We start from the raw sequence: 14,824 nt of genomic DNA, 5'->3' as shown, positions 1-14,824 counted from the left end.
CTGGCGAGGCGGGACAGGACGTTCTAGGCGGGGAAGTCGCCGGGGTTGATGCCGGTGGACCTGGCGTTACCGCCCACGACCCGCTTGATGCTTACCGTCCAGATCGACGAGGTGGTCGCCGTGGTCCTGAACCGCAGCGAGTCGTCGAAGCGGCGGTAGTCGGCGTTCCTGCTGAAACGCTTCTTGGCGGCGTTGAACCCCGCACCCGTGGTATAGAAGACCCGGTAGGTGCCGTCGACCACGCCGCTGAAGGTCGCGCTCGACTTCGCCCGCACGTAGAAGGTCACCGCCTTCTTCTTGCCGCGAACCAGAGTGAAGACCGCGTCGCTGGACAGGCCGTTCTTCACCTTGAGCTTGCCCCTGCCGCCGCTGAGACCGGCGTACAGGACCTTGCCGTTGGCCGGGCGGGCCGCCGCTGCCTCGACCACGGCCTGCGGCTGGGCGGTGGAGGCGGCCGCGGGAGCGGCGGCGGCACCGGTCAGGAGGGCGGAGGCGAGGATCACGCCCGCGAGGGGACGGGAAGAAATCATTCGCACACTATTGCGAATCGCCCGTCACCCGTCAACGCGATTCGGGTACGGCGCCCGCGCCGTACCCGAATCGCGTCACACGCAGTTGGTCCGGACCACGTCGGCCAGCCGGCCGGCGACCTGGGTGGCCTGGTCCGCCGAGGAGGCCTCGACCATCACGCGGATCATCGGCTCGGTGCCGCTCGGCCTGATCAGCACCCGCCCCGACTCGCCCAGCTCCGCCTCGGCCGCGAGCACGGCCGCGGCCAATTCGGGCACCGCCGCCTTGCCCTTGTCGACGTCCTTGACGTTGATCAGGATCTGCGGCATCACGGTCATCACCGAGGCCAGTTCCCTGAGCGAACGACCCGTCCTGGCCACCACCGACAGCAGGTGCAGCGAGGTGAGCAGCCCGTCCCCCGTGGTGGCGTGGTCGAGCATGATCACATGCCCGGACTGCTCGCCGCCGAGGTTGTAGCCGTCGGCCTTCATCCGCTCCAGCACGTAACGGTCGCCCACCGCGGTCTCCACCACGTTGACGCCCGCGTCGCGCATCGCCAGCTTGAAGCCCAGGTTGGACATCACGGTGGCGACCACGGTGTCCTTCGCCAGGCGGCCCTCGCCGTGCATCGCCACGGCCAGGATCGCCATGATCTGGTCGCCGTCGATGATCGCGCCGGTGTGGTCGACCGCCAGGCAGCGGTCGGCGTCGCCGTCGTAGGCGATGCCGAGGTCGGCGCCGCGCGAGACGACCACCTGCTGGAGCTTGTCCAGGTGGGTGGAGCCGACGCCGGAGTTGATGTTCAGGCCGTCGGGCCTGGCGCCGATGGCCTCGACCTGGGCGCCCGCCCGCACCAGCGCCTCGGGCGCCACCATGTGCGCGGCGCCGTGAGCGCAGTCGACCACCACATTGAGCCCGTCGAGCCGGCCGCTGAGCGCGGACAGCACATGCGAGATGTAGCGGTCGGCCTCGCCGTACGCCTCCCGGACCCGGCCCACGGAGGAGCCGACCGGGCGCTCCCAGCGCTCGCCGAGACGACGCTCGATCTCGTCCTCGACCGCGTCGGACAGCTTGTAGCCGCCGCGGGCGATGAACTTGATGCCGTTGTCCGGCGCCGGATTGTGGGAAGCCGACAGCATGACGCCCAGATCGGCGCCAAGCGCGGCCGTGAGATGGGCGACGGCCGGAGTGGGCAGTACGCCGAGGCGCAGCACATCCACCCCGGACGACGCGAGGCCGGCGACCACGGCGGCCTCCAGGAATTCACCTGAAGCCCGCGGGTCCCGGCCTACGACCGCTACCGGGCGCTTGAGCCCGGTAGCGGAGAACGCGCCTGCATCGCCGAGGACGTGCGCCGCCGCGACCGAGAGGTCCATGGCGAGCTCGGCCGTGAGGTCGCGACCCGCGACCCCACGTACCCCGTCGGTGCCGAAAAGGCGCCCCAATTTAGCGCTTGCTGTACTGCGGAGCCTTGCGGGCCTTCTTGAGGCCGTACTTCTTCCGCTCCGTGGCGCGCGCGTCACGGGTGAGGAAGCCGGCCTTCTTCAGCGGCGGGCGGTTGGTCTCGACGTCGAGGACCGCCAGCGCGCGGGACAGGCCCATGCGCAGCGCACCGGCCTGGCCGGTCACGCCGCCACCGTCGATGCGCGCGATGACGTCGAACGCCTCTTCGGCGCCGAGCACCACGAAGGGCTCGTTGACGATCTGCTGGTGGACCTTGTTCGGGAAATAGGCCTCAAGCGAACGGCCGTTGATCGTCCACTTGCCGGTGCCGGGGACGATGCGCACGCGGGCGATCGCCTCCTTGCGGCGGCCGGTGCCGTACGAGTTGCCCGTGGTGACGGGCTTACGCACGGGGGCGTCGGCGCTGGCAGCGGACTCAGTGGTGTACTCGGAAGGGAACTCCTCGCTGGAGAACGCCTCCTGCTCGGCCTCTACGACCGTCTCGACACCGGTGGGCTCAGCCACGGTACTCCTCTAACTCTTTCGCGAACTGCTACTGGGCGATCTGGGTGATCTCGAACGGCACGGGCTGCTGAGCCTGGTGCGGGTGATCCGATCCGGCGTAGACCTTCAGCTTCTTGGCCATCTTCCGGCCGAGGGCGTTCTTCGGCAGCATGCCCTTGACGGCCTTCTCGACGGCCCGGTCGGGCCGCTTCTCCATGAGCTCGCCGTAGCTGACGGCGCGCAGACCGCCCGGGTAGCCCGAGTGGCGGTAGGCCTTCTTCTGCTCAAGCTTGTTGCCGCTCAGGTGCACCTTGTCGGCGTTGATGACGATGACGAAGTCACCGGTGTCGACGTGGTTGGCGAAGATCGGCTTGTGCTTACCGCGGAGCAGGGTCGCGACGTGGCTGGCCAGCCGGCCCAGCACGACATCGGTCGCGTCGATGACGTACCACTGACGCTGTACGTCGGCGGGCTTCGGTGAGTACGTGGGCACTGTCGTAGCCTTCTTTTGCTCGCGTCTTCGGCGCTGTCGGATACGACAGCTCTATGGTCGGTCGGTGCGGGCACACGACGGCCCGGACCTTCCGTCTCCAACAGAATGGGAGATGACGCCGGACGCGCCGCGCATCGGTCACATCGGACCGACTCGCATACAACGAACGCTTAGGTTACCGCTACCCACGGACATGGGTCAAAAGAAGGTGCTCGCTAGAGCATCTTCTCCGGTTTCCTCGGCCAGTCTACCTGGGCTTTAGGCGCGGACAGAACAGTTCCATTTCGTTTCCCGGCAATCCCTTCTATCTCAAGACCCCGCCTCCCTATCGTTGACTGCGGTATGTGGCAGACCCCTCACACCCGGCTCACCCAGCGGAGCGCCCGGCGCCGTAGCCACCTGGGTCTGCTCGCCTGCCTCCTGGCGGCCCTGTTCGCCGGTGTGCTCATCGGCCGGCTGACCGACGACCGGCCCGTCGCCGACCAGGTGTTCCTGAACAACAGCGCGCCGCCGGTGGCCGCCCGCGCGAGCGCGCCGGTCAAACGCTCGCGCGCCCAGTCGGAGAGCCGGACGGGCAAGCACACGCCCGTGCCCAGGCCCAAGGGCACCAAGGCCGCGGCCGCCACCCCCACCCGATCCCCCCAAGGGCTGGTCGACGGCGAGACGACCGACGACCCCACCCAGACGCACGGGCGCACGGGCTCCTCGGCGCGGACCATGGCCGCGCAGGTCATCAGGCTCACCAACGCCGCCCGCGCCAGGCGCGGCTGCGCCCCGCTGCGCACGGACGCCAGGCTGACCCGCTCCGCGCTGATCCACTCCCGCGAGATGGCCACCTCGGGGATGTTCACCCACGAGTCCCCCGACGGCTCCTCGCCCTGGCGGCGGATGGAGCGGGCGGGCTACCGGTCGGGCGCCGCCGAGAACATCGGGCGCGGTTACACCAGCGCCAGGGAGGCCGTGAAGGGCTGGCTGGCCAGCAAGGACCATCGGCGCAACATCCTGCACTGCGGCTATCAGGCCATCGGCGTGGGCGTCGCGGACGGCAGCGGGGGACCGTACTGGACACAGGACTTCGGATATTCGTGACCTGACCGCGAGTCAAGCTTGGCTAATCTCGGCGCATGGGTTTTCCCAAGAAACGCGATACCGACACAGACACCCCTCCCGCCACGGAGGAGACGCCCGCCAAAGAGGCCCCCGCCAGGCGCGGCACGTGGAGCCCCTACGACGAGGGGCCGCGTTCGCGCGGGCCGCTCTGGTTCACCCTGGGCGGCCTGGGAGTGCTCGGTGCGCTGGTCGCCGGCCTCGTGGTCATGTGGAACACCAAAGGCCCCGACCCGACGGCCGCCCCCACCGACCGCCCCACCAGCGCGGTCCTGCCCGAGGCGCCGGGCGGGAAGTTCGGGTACGCGGCCGAGCGCGGCACCGACCCTGACCGGCTCACCCTCAAGGAGCTGTTCCCCGGCAAGAAGGTCGCCGTGGGCGGGCGGACGTACGAGCTGACGGCCAAGGCGTCCGACAAGAAGTGCGCCGACGGCGCCGTGGGCGGCAAGCTGCTGAAGGCGCTGAAGTCCGGCAAGTGCACCCAGGTGCTGCGGGTGAGCTTCCGCGACAAGAAGGGCGAGGTGATCGGCACCATCGGCGTGGTCAACCTCTCGACCACCAAGGCCGCCGAGAAGGTCGTGGCCGCCAAGGGCAAGGGCAAGGCGGAGAACTACGTCAAGGCGCTGCCCGGCAAGGACACCGTCACCAAGTTCCTCGGCTCGGGCGAGGCCGGGGTCTCCTTCGCCGCGCACGGCCACTACGCGATCCTGTCGTGGGTGCAGTTCAAGGACGGCCACAAGCCGGACAAGAAGGGCAGCAAACAGCTCACCCAGGCCCGCGACGACGTCATCGGCAAGACGGTCTACCCGACCCTCGAAGCCCGCAGCCTCTCCGGACGGCCGCGCGTCTAGCACAGCACCAACCGGGCCGCAAAGCGGTCTTTAAGTGCTTTATCACGACGAACCGGACGGCCGATCCGGCCGAGAACGCCCATACAGGCATGACGATCTCCCGACTCTCGCTAGGCTCCCCCTATGCGTGGCCAGGAATCTGGGTCTGAGCACGAGCGGGAAACGGACGGCTCGGCCGCACCGGCAACGCCACCGCCGAGTTTCGGCAGGCCGGTGCCCCGGCCCGGCGAGAGCGTCCCTCCCGCCGACCCGCAGCATCCGTATGTTGCCGATCCCCTGAGCACGCCTCCCGGCACCACGCCCATGCGGGCCGTCGGGGAGGCGCGGCCGGTACCGGTCCTCCAGGGACCGCCACCGGACCTCCCCACGGCTCAGCCCGCCTCGCCCCCCGCCCCCGACACCACCGAAAGCCGGGAGTCCATGGCAGATCGCCCGTTGCCCCCTCTCGGAGGGCGCCAGGACACACCCCCGGCCGACGAGGAGCCCGCTCCGGCGCACCTCCCCACCCTGCCCGCCTTCCCCGGCGCCCAGCCCGGCGCCTGGGGCAACGCCGGCCCCGTCGAGGAGGACCAGTACGACTGGTACACCGACCTCCCCGACCAGACCCGCCCCTCGGGAATCCCCCGGCCCCCAGCCGCCGCGCAACCGCCGCCCGGCACCTGGACGCCGCCGGGCGAGACCGCGCGGCCCGCCGAGAACCCGTGGGCTCCCCCGGCCAGCCCTTGGGCCCCGCCGGGGACCGAGATTCCCTGGGCGGGCGTCCCTGGTGAGGCGCCTCCGTCATGGGGTGCCTCGGACCAGTCCGGCCCCCGTCCCGGCCCCTCGACCGACATCGGGCAGCAGTGGCAGGCCGAGCCGGTCGTGCCCGGCGCACCGGCGTGGCAGCCGCCGCCCGCGTTCACCGCGGCCGCGGCCGGACTCCAGGTGTGGCCCGCGCCCGACGCCCCCTCGATGCCGCCCTGGCCCGCGGCGACCGGCGAGCCCATCGAGGACGACGCCGACGAGGACGAGCACGAGGGGACCGCCCTCATCTCCCACCGCGCCGAGCCCGGCGACATCCCCGTCTGGCCGCCCCAGCCCAGCCCCGCCGAGGAGCCGGGCCCGGTGGACGCCGGACGCATCCCCGACCTCCCCTTCGCCACCAGCGCCTGGGGCCGCAAGCCCCACCCGTCAGCCGAAGAAGCCCACCCCGACGGCACACCGGACTCGCCTTCGCCCACCGGCTCCTTCGACAGCAGGGGGAACATCATCCCGCCGGGCGACGCGTTGGACCTCGACCCGACCGGCTTCCACGAAATGCCGACGAACCAGGCCGACGTCCTTGCAACGGCGGACCAGGCCGACGTTCGCGAAGAGACCGCGAGAATGGACCACGCCGCCGATCGCGAGGAGGCGGCGCGGGTGGACCACGCCGCCGTTCGTGAAGAAGCCGCGCGGACGGACCACACCGAGGTGGCACGGGCGGATCACGCCGAGGTTCGCGAGGAGCCCGCGCGCGCGGGCCACGCCGCCGTTCGTGAAGAAGCCGCGCGGATGGACCACGCCGATATGGCGCGGGCGGATCACGCCGGTGACGGGCGAGTGGCCGACTCGGCCACCCCGCCGCGCGGTGTCCAGGTCCTATCCGGCACCGTGCTCCCACCCGGCGACCGCCTCGCCCCGCAGGACCCCGGCCAACCCCACGGCGAGTCCGCACCGCCGGACGACCCTCAGGCCACCGGGCGAGCGGGAGACGGTCCCAGCGCCCCGGCGACCACGCCTTTCAGCACGCCCGGAACTCCACCAGGTGGCCACACGATCACCCCAGGCGGTCCCGCCAGCACTCCCGCGAACATCCCGGGCACTCCCCCCAACACCCCGGGCAGTCCCGTGACGACGCCCCACGCCGGCGGCCCCGGCAACGACCCAGGCGGCCCGGCAGCCGGGCCGTACACCGGCACTCTCGGAGGTGACGTGAGCGGTTCCCCCACCGTCCCGCCCGGAAGCGACACGCTCTTCACCCCGCCACCCCGCGACGGCGGGTCCGGATCGCTCTTCGGGCCCTCCACACCGGCGCCCTCCTACGCGCCCCCGTCCTACCCGATGGACCAGTACACCCCCAAGGAGCCGGGCAAGAGCAAGAAGGCGCTGATCGCCACCCTCGGCGCGCTCGCCCTGGCGGGAATCGGCACCGGCGGCTTCTTCGCCTACAAGGCGATGAACGCCGACAAGCCCGCCGAGGCCACCTCCGGCGCCAAGCCCACGGTGGCCGTCTCGACGCCCCCCTCGACCTCCCCGCCGGACACGCTCAGCTCCTCGGTGCTCAACTCCGCCGAGACCGACCCCCAGCAGCTCTCCCTGTCCGAGGCCTTCCCCGACAAGAAGATCAAGCTGGCGGGCACCACCTACACCCGCGTCAAGGTCAACATGGCCTCCGACTGCGAGAAGGCCGCCTCGGGCCCGTTCGCCGCCGCGCTCGCCAAACAGAAGTGCAGCCGCGTCCTGCGCGCCACCTACGTCGACCGCAAGCGCGACCACGCCGTCACCACGGGCATCGCGGTCCTGCCGACCAAGGACGCCGCCGTGCAGGCCGACCAGGCGAAGGACCTGGCCAACAACCTGTGGTTCCGCGGCCTGCCGCACACCGCGGCCAGCGGCGCCAACCGCGTCCACATCGCCGGCGGATACGCCGCGGGCCTGGTCTGGGGCCGCTACATCGTCTTCAGCTACGCGACGTACGCCGACGGCCACACGGCGACCGCGAAGGAGAAGTCGCTGAGCAAGCTCAGCGCCGCCTTCCGCGACCAGACCTCCCTGGTGCTGGAGCGCCGCATCACCGACTGAGCGTCCGCACCCGGCGCGTGGCGCGCGCCCGCACCGCCAACTCCGCCTCGCCCGGATATGTCACCTCTTCGAGGCACAACCCATGCGCGGGCGCCACATGCACCCCGGAATCCCGTACGGCCGCCGCCAGCACCCCCCCCGGCCACCCCACCGGCCGGCGCCCGTCCCCCACCGACAGCAGGGACCCGACCAGCGCCCGCACCATCGAATGGCAGAACGCGTCGGCCACGACGGTGGCCACCAGCACGCCGTCCGGGTCGCGTACCCAGTCGAGCCGCTGCAGCTCCCTGATCGTGGTCGCCCCCTCCCGCTTCTTGCAGAAGGCGGCGAAGTCGTGCTCCCCCAGCAGGTGCGCGGCGCCCGCGTTGAGCAGGCCGAGGCCGAGCGGCCTGGCATGCCAGACCACCTCCCGCCGCCGCAGCGGATCACCACCGCCGGGCGCGTCGGTCACCCGGTACGCGTAGCGCCTGGAAAGCGCCGAGAACCGTGCGTCAAAGCCCTCAGAAGCCACTGAGACGCGATGAACCCGCACATCCGGGGAAAGGACCCCGGCGAGCCGCCTGACGAGCGTGGCGAGCCGCTCATCGAGGTCCGCGACGGGCTCCGGATCGTTTCCGCGGCGGTTGCGGTCCAGTTCGGACAGGCACTCCTCGGGCAGGTCCACGTGCGCCACCTGACCGCGCGCGTGCACCCCGGCGTCGGTGCGGCCCGCGACGGTCAGCGCGGGCGGCTCGGGCAGGCGCAGAATGCGGCCGAGCGCGTCCTCGATCTCACCTTGGACCGTCCGCAACGCGGGCTGCCTGGCCCAGCCGGAGAAGTCCGTGCCGTCGTAGCCGAGGTCGAGGCGGAGCCGTACCACAGTCATCCTCCAAAAAACCGAAAGGGCCCGGCACCCCCGAAGGGGAGACCGGGCCCGGGAGCCTGACGGATCAGGCCTCGTCCTTCTTCGCCTCAGCCGAAGCCTCGGGGGCCTCGGGGGCGGCCGGGGCCTCGTCGACGGCCGGAGCCTCGGCCTCAGCGGCCGGAGCCGGAGCGGCAGCGGCGGCCGGAGCCTCGGTGCGCGAGACGCGAACCGGGTTCAGCGGCTCGGTGACCAGCTCGATGACCGCCATGGGCGCGTTGTCGCCCTTACGGTTACCGATCTTGGTGATCCGGGTGTAGCCACCGGGACGCTCCGCGAAGGTCGGCGCGATCTCGGTGAAGAGGTGGTGGACGATGCCCTTGTCCTTGACGACGGTGAGCACCTGGCGACGGTTGTGCATGTCGCCCTTCTTCGCCTTGGTGATCAGGCGCTCCGCCAGCGGACGAAGGCGCTTGGCCTTGGTCACCGTGGTGCGGATCTTCCCGTGGCGGAACAGGTCCGTGGCGAGGTTGGCCAGGATCAGCCGCTCGTGCGCCGGGCTACCACCGAGGCGTGCACCCTTGCTGGGCTGGGGCATTGCGTTCTCCTTGAGAGTGAACCCGCTCCGGCCGTATCAGGTACCGGAGTCGGGCCGCCAGGCTCGGAAGTCGAGCCCGCGTTATGAACTAGCTCAGTACTGCTCGGTCTCGACGTAGGCGCTGTCGTCGTCGTCGTAGCCGCCGCCGGCCACCGCGCTCGGGTCGAACCCGGGCGGGGAGTCCTTGAGCGCCAGCGTCATCTCGTGCAGCTTCTGCTTGACCTCTTCGATGGACTTGGCCCCGAAGTTCCTTATGTCGAGCAGGTCCTGCTCGCTGCGGGCGACGAGCTCACCCACGGTGTGGATGCCCTCGCGCTTGAGGCAGTTGTAGGAGCGGACCGTGAGGTTGAGCTCCTCGATCGGCAGCGCCAGGTCGGCGGCCAGGGCCGCGTCCGTGGGCGACGGGCCGATGTCGATGCCCTCGGCCTCGACGTTCAGCTCACGGGCCAGGCCGAACAGCTCGACGAGGGTCTTGCCGGCGGAGGCCACCGCGTCGCGGGGCTTCATCGCGGCCTTGGTCTCGACGTCGAGGATCAGGCGGTCGAAGTCGGTACGCTGCTCGACTCGGGTCGCCTCGACCTTGTACGTGACCTTGAGGACCGGGGAGTAGATCGAGTCGATCGGGATACGGCCGATCTCCTGGCCCGGCTGCTTGTTCTGCGCGGCGGAGACGTAGCCGCGACCGCGCTCGACGGTCAGCTCCATCTCCAGCTTCGCCTTGCCGTTCAGCGTGGCGATGCGCAGGTCGGGGTTGTGCACCTCGACACCGGCCGGAGGCGCGATGTCGGCGGCGGTGACCTCACCCGGACCCTGCTTGCGCAGGTACATGACGACCGGCTCGTCGTGCTCGGAGGAGACGACCAGCTCCTTGAGGTTCAGGATGATGTCGGTGACATCTTCCTTGACCCCGGGAACGGTCGAGAACTCGTGCAGCACGCCCTCGATGCGGATGCTCGTCACGGCCGCGCCGGGGATGGACGACAGCAGCGTGCGACGCAGCGAGTTGCCGATGGTGTAACCGAAGCCCGGCTCCAGCGGCTCGATGACGAACTTGGACCGGGTCTCTTCGATCGACTCTTCGAGAAGAGTCGGACGCTGAGCGATCAGCATGTGGGTTCTCCCCTGCTAGGGCGGCGCCCGCTATTTGACGCCACTCTCGAAACACAGTGTAGGTGGAGCACGGCACAGCCGTACTCCACCTAGGACGAGCGCTACTTGGAGTAGTACTCGACGATCAGCTGCTCCTGCACCTGGGTGTCGATCTGCTGCCGGACGGGCAGCTGGTGCACCAGGACGCGAAGCTTGTCCGGGACGACGCCCAGCCAAGCCGGAATGATCTTGTCACCGGCGGTCGCGCGAGCCACCTCGTAGGGCAGCAGGTTGCGCGACTTCTCGCGGATCTCGACGATGTCGTGCTCGCGGAGCAGGTACGACGGGATGTCGACCTTCTTGCCGTTCACCAGCACGTGCCCGTGACGGACCTGCTGGCGGGCGGCGTCGCGCGACTCGGCGAACCCGGCGCGGTAGACCACGTTGTCGAGACGGCTCTCCAGGATCTGGAGGAGGTTCTCGCCGGTCTTGCCTTCCTTGCGGTTGGCTTCCTCGTAGTAGTTGCGGAACTGCTTCTCGAGGATGCCGTAGATGCGACGCGTCTTCTGCTTCTCACGAAGCTGGAGCTGGTACTCAGACTCCTTCGGACGGCCGCGGCCGTGCTCACCCGGGGGGTAAGGACGGATCTCGATGGGGCACTTGGCGGACTCGCACTTCTTGCCCTTGAGGAAGAGCTTCGTCTTCTCCCTACGGCAGAGCTTGCAGTCCGCACCCGTGTAACGAGCCATTTCTCTCTATCTCCTGGGTGTCAGACGCGGCGGCGCTTCGGCGGGCGGCAGCCGTTGTGCGGCACGGGGGTGACGTCCTGAATGGAGCCAACCTCGAGGCCGGTCGCCTGCAGCGAACGGATCGCGGTCTCACGGCCGGAGCCGGGACCCTTGACGAACACGTCGACCTTGCGCATGCCGTGCTCCATGGCGCGGCGGGCGGCGTTCTCGGCGGCCATCTGCGCGGCGAACGGGGTGGACTTGCGAGAGCCCTTGAACCCGACGTGGCCGGCGCTGGCCCAGGAGATCACGTTCCCGTTCGGGTCGGTGATCGAGACGATCGTGTTGTTGAACGTGCTCTTGATGTGGGCGTGCCCGTGAGCGACGTTCTTCTTTTCCTTGCGGCGCACCTTCTTAGGCGCACCCTGGCGGCTCTTAGGAGGCATTGTTTGCCTTCACTCCTGAGGTCTTCGGTCCTGCGGCTGCGCGGACTACTTCTTACCGGGCTTCTTCTTGCCGGCCACGGTCTTCTTCTTGCCCTTACGGGTACGCGCGTTGGTCTGCGTGCGCTGGCCGTGGACGGGCAGGCCCTTGCGGTGCCGGATGCCCTGGTAACAGCCGATTTCGATCTTGCGACGGATGTCGGCCTGAACTTCGCGACGGAGGTCACCCTCGATCTTGTAGTTCGACTCGATGTAGTCACGCATCGGCACGAGCTCGGTGTCGCTGAGCTGGTGGACGCGCAGGTCTCCGCTGACCCCGGTGGCCTGGAGGATCTCCAGGGCGCGGGTGCGGCCGATTCCGTAGATGTAGGTGAGAGCGATCTCCAGCCGCTTGTCGCGGGGGAGGTCGACGCCAACCAGGCGAGCCATGGTCGGGCATTCTCCTTCTTTGTGGCGGAGGTCTTACGCCTCACTTCCCCTCCCCATGCCCGGGGTGAGGGCCCCGGCCTCCGACCGGGGGTCTCTCACGTGGTACGGCCTAGGCCGCCTGCGCGAGTGTGACGCGTTTCAACTGAACTGCCGGCTCCTCATGAATCGAGCCCGCCACGAGAGCGGACTCGGAGAAACCGGGCGGCGACTAGCCCTGACGCTGCTTGTGGCGCAGGTTGTCGCAGATCACCATGACGCGACCGTGCCGGCGGATCACCTTGCACTTGTCGCAGATCTTCTTGACGCTCGGCTTGACCTTCATAGTCCTTCGTGATTCCTCAGACGTTTACTTGTATCGGTAGACGATCCGCCCACGACTCAAGTCGTAGGGGCTCAGTTCCACGACCACCCGGTCGTCAGGAAGGATTCGGATGTAGTGCATCCGCATCCTCCCGCTGATGTGGGCCAGGACCTTATGGCCGTTGTCGAGTTGCACCCGGAACATCGCGTTCGGGAGCGACTCAACCACAGTGCCCTCGATCTCGATGGCGCCGTCTTTCTTGGCCATGTCCCTCGCGTTTCACTGATCGGTCGTCTGAGGTATCGGATCACTAAGCAGCCGCGACCATGCACTTCGTAGAGAGCGGCGATCCGAGACCGCCGACGCGCAATGGCCATAGTGAGCCGACAAAGAAGTGTACGACACCTGAACCCAAAACGCGAAGCGCGTGCCAGGTGTCCTGACACAACCATCCAATAGCGTACCCCAGATCATCGGTGCGAATGACGTGCCCGCCCGGCGCCCCCGGCCGCCGACACGCGGGGCCGGGCGGGCACGTGTTCCTGGGGCCGCAGTGCGGCTCACCCTGTCGACGCCGTCCCGCCTCCGGCTCATGGGTTCCCCTCATGTGCCGGTATCCGTCGACAAAGATCACCTACCCGGTCTGATCAGCGCCAAATACGACCAGCGGCAAAGAGTAGGTCTATTGCCTGCCGTACCAGGACAGAGGAAAGACGAAGGCCCGCCGGTGACGGGGTCACCGGCGGGCCTTCGGGAGTCGCCCCCGAAGGGGTCGGTCAGAAGACGTCCTTCCAACTGCCGCAGTCGTCGAAGCGGTCGCCGCCCTCGCAGACCCTGATGTCGAAGTCGTCGAAGCCGGAGCTGCGCTTGAAGCCGCCGTACTTCTCGAAGTGACGGCTGCCGAAGCTCTTGTAGTAGCTGGTGTGCGAGCCGCGGTCGTCGTGCCAGCGGAACCACACGTAGCTGTACTCGCGGTCGCGGTCGCGGTCGAACAGGTCGCCGAAGAACCAGTAGCGCCCGTCGGACTTGTACCAGTAGCCCTTGAAGTTCGAACGGTGGCCGAAGTCCTCCCCGCCGCCGAACCCGGAATAGACCGGGCCGAAGAAGTGCCTGACGGGGGCCTGCGCCTGCGCGGCGGCCGAGCCGGCGGTGGCCGCCTGGGCGGCGGGGGCGGCGGCCAGACCGGCGGCCAGCGAAGCGGCGAGGGCGCCACCGACGAGAAGGTTGCGGATCTTGCTCACTAGGTCCTCCTGTTGAGAGTGAATCTCCGGACGGGACTGCTCGGGCAGTCCTTCTTTCGTCCGGCATCGCTCACGTTAGGAAGACTGGGCTCGGCGTTCTGCGGAGGAATGCACACAGAATGCCGAGCGTGCACTACTGCACACAGAGCGTCGGAACTACTTGTCCTTGCCGTGCTGCTGCGGAGCCGACCCGAAGAGCGTGCTGACCAGCAGCAGGGCGCCCCAGGGACCGGCCACCCACATCGGCCAGAAGTAGTCGGCGCCGGTGAGCAGCCAGATCACGCTGGTGACCGCGACGGCCGAGGCCCACGACACCCAGGCGGCCCGCAGCCCCTGGTGCATGCCCTTGCGGGCCGGGGAGGCGGGGCCGGGGAGTTCGGCGGCCCGCGCCCTCAGGTCCACGTCGGGCAGGTCGGCGGTCACCCGGGCCAGCTCGCCGTAGGTCTTGCTCTGGTAGACGTCCTCAAGGCGTTCGTTGAACTCCTCGACGGTCAGCCTGCCCTGCGCGGTGTGCTCGCGCAGAACGGCGGCCACCCGGTCGCGGTCGACGTCCGAGGCACGCATCTCGGGGCTCTGCGCCATCCCCACCACTCCCGCTATTTGGCCATCTGCGACAGGCGTTCTTCGCCCCCGTCGAGGGCGGTTAGCACCCAAGGTCCATTATGTGTCACGGCGACGCTGTGCTCGAAGTGCGCGGAGGACTTCCCGTCGATCGTGACCACGGTCCAGTCGTCGGGCAGCACCCGGGTGCGCTGGGTGCCCAGGTTGACCATCGGCTCGATGGCCAGGCACATGCCGGCCTCGAACACCGGACCGCGCCCAGGACGGCCGTGGTTGGCCACCCAGGGGTCCATGTGCATCTCGGTGCCGATGCCGTGCCCGCCGTACTCCTGGGGGATGCCGTAGCGTCCCTGGGAGCGTACGTACTTCTCCACCTCGTAGCCGACGTCCGACAGGTGCCTGCCGACGGTCAGCGCGGCGATGCCGCGCCACATCGACTCCTCGGTGACCCGCATCAGCTCGGTCAGCTCCGGCGCCACCTCCCCGACCGGGACGGTCACCGCCGAGTCGCCGTGCCAGCCGTCCAGGATGGCGCCGCAGTCGATGGCGATGATGTCCCCTTCGCGCAGGCTGCGCTCGGCGCTGGGGATGCCGTGCACCACCTCGTCGTTGACCGACGCGCAGATCGAGGCCGGGAACCCCTGGTAGCCCTTGAACGAGGGGATCGCGCCCTCGTCCCTGATGGCCTTCTCGGCGATGGCGTCGAGGTCGAGCGGCGTCATGCCCGGCTCGACCGACCGCTTCAGCAGTTCCAGCGTCCGGCCCACCACCAGGCCGGCCGCGCGCATCTTCTCCAGCTGCTCGGGCGACTTGATCTGGATTCCATGCCTGTTCTTCTTGAACAAGTTCTACACCCCCCGGG

Annotated in this window: 18 protein-coding genes; 3 read left to right on the top strand and 15 right to left on the bottom strand. The window is 69.2% G+C overall.

Features of this window, described 5'->3' with window-relative positions; genetic code table 11:
• Nucleotides 1-23 precede the first annotated feature (23 nt).
• From ABZ911_RS00645 to rplM, 4 genes are all read right to left on the bottom strand, one after another.
• Nucleotides 24-530, bottom strand: a complete 507-nt coding sequence (locus ABZ911_RS00645) for a hypothetical protein (protein ID WP_358049800.1) — start codon at nt 528-530, stop codon at nt 24-26.
• A 75-nt stretch (nt 531-605) separates the two neighbouring features.
• Nucleotides 606-1,955 (bottom strand): phosphoglucosamine mutase, encoded by a 1,350-nt coding sequence (glmM, locus tag ABZ911_RS00640; protein ID WP_358049797.1) that lies wholly within the window; start codon nt 1,953-1,955, stop codon nt 606-608.
• Nucleotide 1,956: 1 nt separating this feature from the next.
• A complete protein-coding gene (gene rpsI / locus ABZ911_RS00635) occupies nt 1,957-2,478 on the bottom strand; it encodes a 30S ribosomal protein S9 (RefSeq protein ID WP_358049795.1) in 522 nt (173 codons plus the stop codon).
• A gap of 28 nt (nt 2,479-2,506) precedes the next feature.
• Nucleotides 2,507-2,950 carry a 50S ribosomal protein L13 gene (rplM, locus tag ABZ911_RS00630; protein ID WP_358049792.1) on the bottom strand — a complete coding sequence of 148 codons (444 nt, stop codon included), beginning with the start codon at nt 2,948-2,950 and terminating at the stop codon, nt 2,507-2,509.
• A gap of 342 nt (nt 2,951-3,292) precedes the next feature.
• On the opposite strand from rplM, the gene ABZ911_RS00625 reads away from it, so the two are divergent.
• The 3 genes from ABZ911_RS00625 to ABZ911_RS00615 all read left to right on the top strand — a co-directional run bounded on the left by ABZ911_RS00625 (nt 3,293) and on the right by ABZ911_RS00615 (nt 7,731).
• The gene (locus ABZ911_RS00625; protein ID WP_358049789.1) at nt 3,293-4,039 is read left to right on the top strand and encodes a CAP domain-containing protein; all 747 of its coding nucleotides are present in this window, start codon (nt 3,293-3,295) and stop codon (nt 4,037-4,039) included.
• Nucleotides 4,040-4,074: 35 nt separating this feature from the next.
• Nucleotides 4,075-4,908, top strand: coding sequence for a hypothetical protein (locus tag ABZ911_RS00620; RefSeq protein WP_358049786.1), 834 nt, complete (start codon nt 4,075-4,077; stop codon nt 4,906-4,908).
• A gap of 420 nt (nt 4,909-5,328) precedes the next feature.
• Entirely contained in the window at nt 5,329-7,731 is a 2,403-nt protein-coding gene (locus ABZ911_RS00615) for a hypothetical protein (protein ID WP_358049783.1), read from the top strand.
• Here the strand turns inward: ABZ911_RS00615 and truA are convergent.
• The 11 genes from truA to map form a co-directional block, all read right to left on the bottom strand.
• Nucleotides 7,721-8,596, bottom strand: coding sequence for a tRNA pseudouridine(38-40) synthase TruA (gene truA, locus ABZ911_RS00610; protein WP_358049781.1), 876 nt, complete (start codon nt 8,594-8,596; stop codon nt 7,721-7,723). The two genes, ABZ911_RS00615 and truA, sit on opposite strands and share 11 nt — an antisense overlap.
• A 64-nt stretch (nt 8,597-8,660) precedes the next feature.
• Nucleotides 8,661-9,170, bottom strand: coding sequence for a 50S ribosomal protein L17 (gene rplQ / locus ABZ911_RS00605; protein WP_358049779.1), 510 nt, complete (start codon nt 9,168-9,170; stop codon nt 8,661-8,663).
• A gap of 93 nt (nt 9,171-9,263) precedes the next feature.
• The gene (locus ABZ911_RS00600; RefSeq protein ID WP_358049776.1) at nt 9,264-10,280 is read right to left on the bottom strand and encodes a DNA-directed RNA polymerase subunit alpha; all 1,017 of its coding nucleotides are present in this window, start codon (nt 10,278-10,280) and stop codon (nt 9,264-9,266) included.
• 101 nt (nt 10,281-10,381) lie between these two features.
• Complete coding sequence (gene rpsD, locus ABZ911_RS00595; RefSeq protein ID WP_358049773.1) at nt 10,382-11,008, bottom strand: 30S ribosomal protein S4; 627 nt, start codon at nt 11,006-11,008, stop codon at nt 10,382-10,384.
• Between the two features lie 20 nt (nt 11,009-11,028).
• Nucleotides 11,029-11,433, bottom strand: a complete 405-nt coding sequence (rpsK, locus tag ABZ911_RS00590) for a 30S ribosomal protein S11 (protein ID WP_020542285.1) — start codon at nt 11,431-11,433, stop codon at nt 11,029-11,031.
• Between the two features lie 45 nt (nt 11,434-11,478).
• Nucleotides 11,479-11,859: a 30S ribosomal protein S13 gene (rpsM, locus tag ABZ911_RS00585; RefSeq protein ID WP_358049770.1), complete on the bottom strand. Its 381-nt coding sequence runs from the start codon at nt 11,857-11,859 to the stop codon at nt 11,479-11,481.
• Nucleotides 11,860-12,067: 208 nt separating this feature from the next.
• Entirely contained in the window at nt 12,068-12,181 is a 114-nt protein-coding gene (gene rpmJ, locus ABZ911_RS00580; RefSeq protein WP_003956441.1) for a 50S ribosomal protein L36, read from the bottom strand.
• A 24-nt stretch (nt 12,182-12,205) separates the two neighbouring features.
• Nucleotides 12,206-12,427: a translation initiation factor IF-1 gene (gene infA / locus ABZ911_RS00575; protein ID WP_012887858.1), complete on the bottom strand. Its 222-nt coding sequence runs from the start codon at nt 12,425-12,427 to the stop codon at nt 12,206-12,208.
• Between the two features lie 509 nt (nt 12,428-12,936).
• Nucleotides 12,937-13,401: a hypothetical protein gene (locus ABZ911_RS00570; RefSeq protein ID WP_358049767.1), complete on the bottom strand. Its 465-nt coding sequence runs from the start codon at nt 13,399-13,401 to the stop codon at nt 12,937-12,939.
• Between the two features lie 156 nt (nt 13,402-13,557).
• The gene (locus ABZ911_RS00565; RefSeq protein ID WP_358049764.1) at nt 13,558-13,983 is read right to left on the bottom strand and encodes a DUF1707 domain-containing protein; all 426 of its coding nucleotides are present in this window, start codon (nt 13,981-13,983) and stop codon (nt 13,558-13,560) included.
• Between the two features lie 14 nt (nt 13,984-13,997).
• Nucleotides 13,998-14,807 (bottom strand): type I methionyl aminopeptidase, encoded by an 810-nt coding sequence (gene map / locus ABZ911_RS00560; protein WP_358049761.1) that lies wholly within the window; start codon nt 14,805-14,807, stop codon nt 13,998-14,000.
• Nucleotides 14,808-14,824: the final 17 nt, after the last annotated feature.

It is taken from the genome of Nonomuraea sp. NPDC046570, from assembly GCF_040645915.1.
Taxonomy (GTDB): Bacteria; Actinomycetota; Actinomycetes; order Streptosporangiales; family Streptosporangiaceae; genus Nonomuraea.
The sequence above is the reverse complement of the archived record's forward strand: the minus strand, read 5'-3'. Positions and strand labels throughout refer to the sequence as shown.

Coding starts and splice junctions, on each gene's coding strand:
- ABZ911_RS00565 (WP_358049764.1), bottom strand. CDS start 13,983: ATGGCGCAGAGCCCCGAGATGCGTGCCTCGGACGTCGACCGCGACCGG.
- rpsM (WP_358049770.1), bottom strand. CDS start 11,859: ATGGCTCGCCTGGTTGGCGTCGACCTCCCCCGCGACAAGCGGCTGGAG.
- rpsK (WP_020542285.1), bottom strand. CDS start 11,433: ATGCCTCCTAAGAGCCGCCAGGGTGCGCCTAAGAAGGTGCGCCGCAAG.
- ABZ911_RS00615 (WP_358049783.1), top strand. CDS start 5,329: ATGGCAGATCGCCCGTTGCCCCCTCTCGGAGGGCGCCAGGACACACCC.
- infA (WP_012887858.1), bottom strand. CDS start 12,427: ATGGCCAAGAAAGACGGCGCCATCGAGATCGAGGGCACTGTGGTTGAG.
- rpmJ (WP_003956441.1), bottom strand. CDS start 12,181: ATGAAGGTCAAGCCGAGCGTCAAGAAGATCTGCGACAAGTGCAAGGTG.
- rplQ (WP_358049779.1), bottom strand. CDS start 9,170: ATGCCCCAGCCCAGCAAGGGTGCACGCCTCGGTGGTAGCCCGGCGCAC.
- truA (WP_358049781.1), bottom strand. CDS start 8,596: ATGACTGTGGTACGGCTCCGCCTCGACCTCGGCTACGACGGCACGGAC.
- ABZ911_RS00600 (WP_358049776.1), bottom strand. CDS start 10,280: ATGCTGATCGCTCAGCGTCCGACTCTTCTCGAAGAGTCGATCGAAGAG.
- ABZ911_RS00645 (WP_358049800.1), bottom strand. CDS start 530: ATGATTTCTTCCCGTCCCCTCGCGGGCGTGATCCTCGCCTCCGCCCTC.
- ABZ911_RS00620 (WP_358049786.1), top strand. CDS start 4,075: ATGGGTTTTCCCAAGAAACGCGATACCGACACAGACACCCCTCCCGCC.
- ABZ911_RS00625 (WP_358049789.1), top strand. CDS start 3,293: ATGTGGCAGACCCCTCACACCCGGCTCACCCAGCGGAGCGCCCGGCGC.
- rpsD (WP_358049773.1), bottom strand. CDS start 11,008: ATGGCTCGTTACACGGGTGCGGACTGCAAGCTCTGCCGTAGGGAGAAG.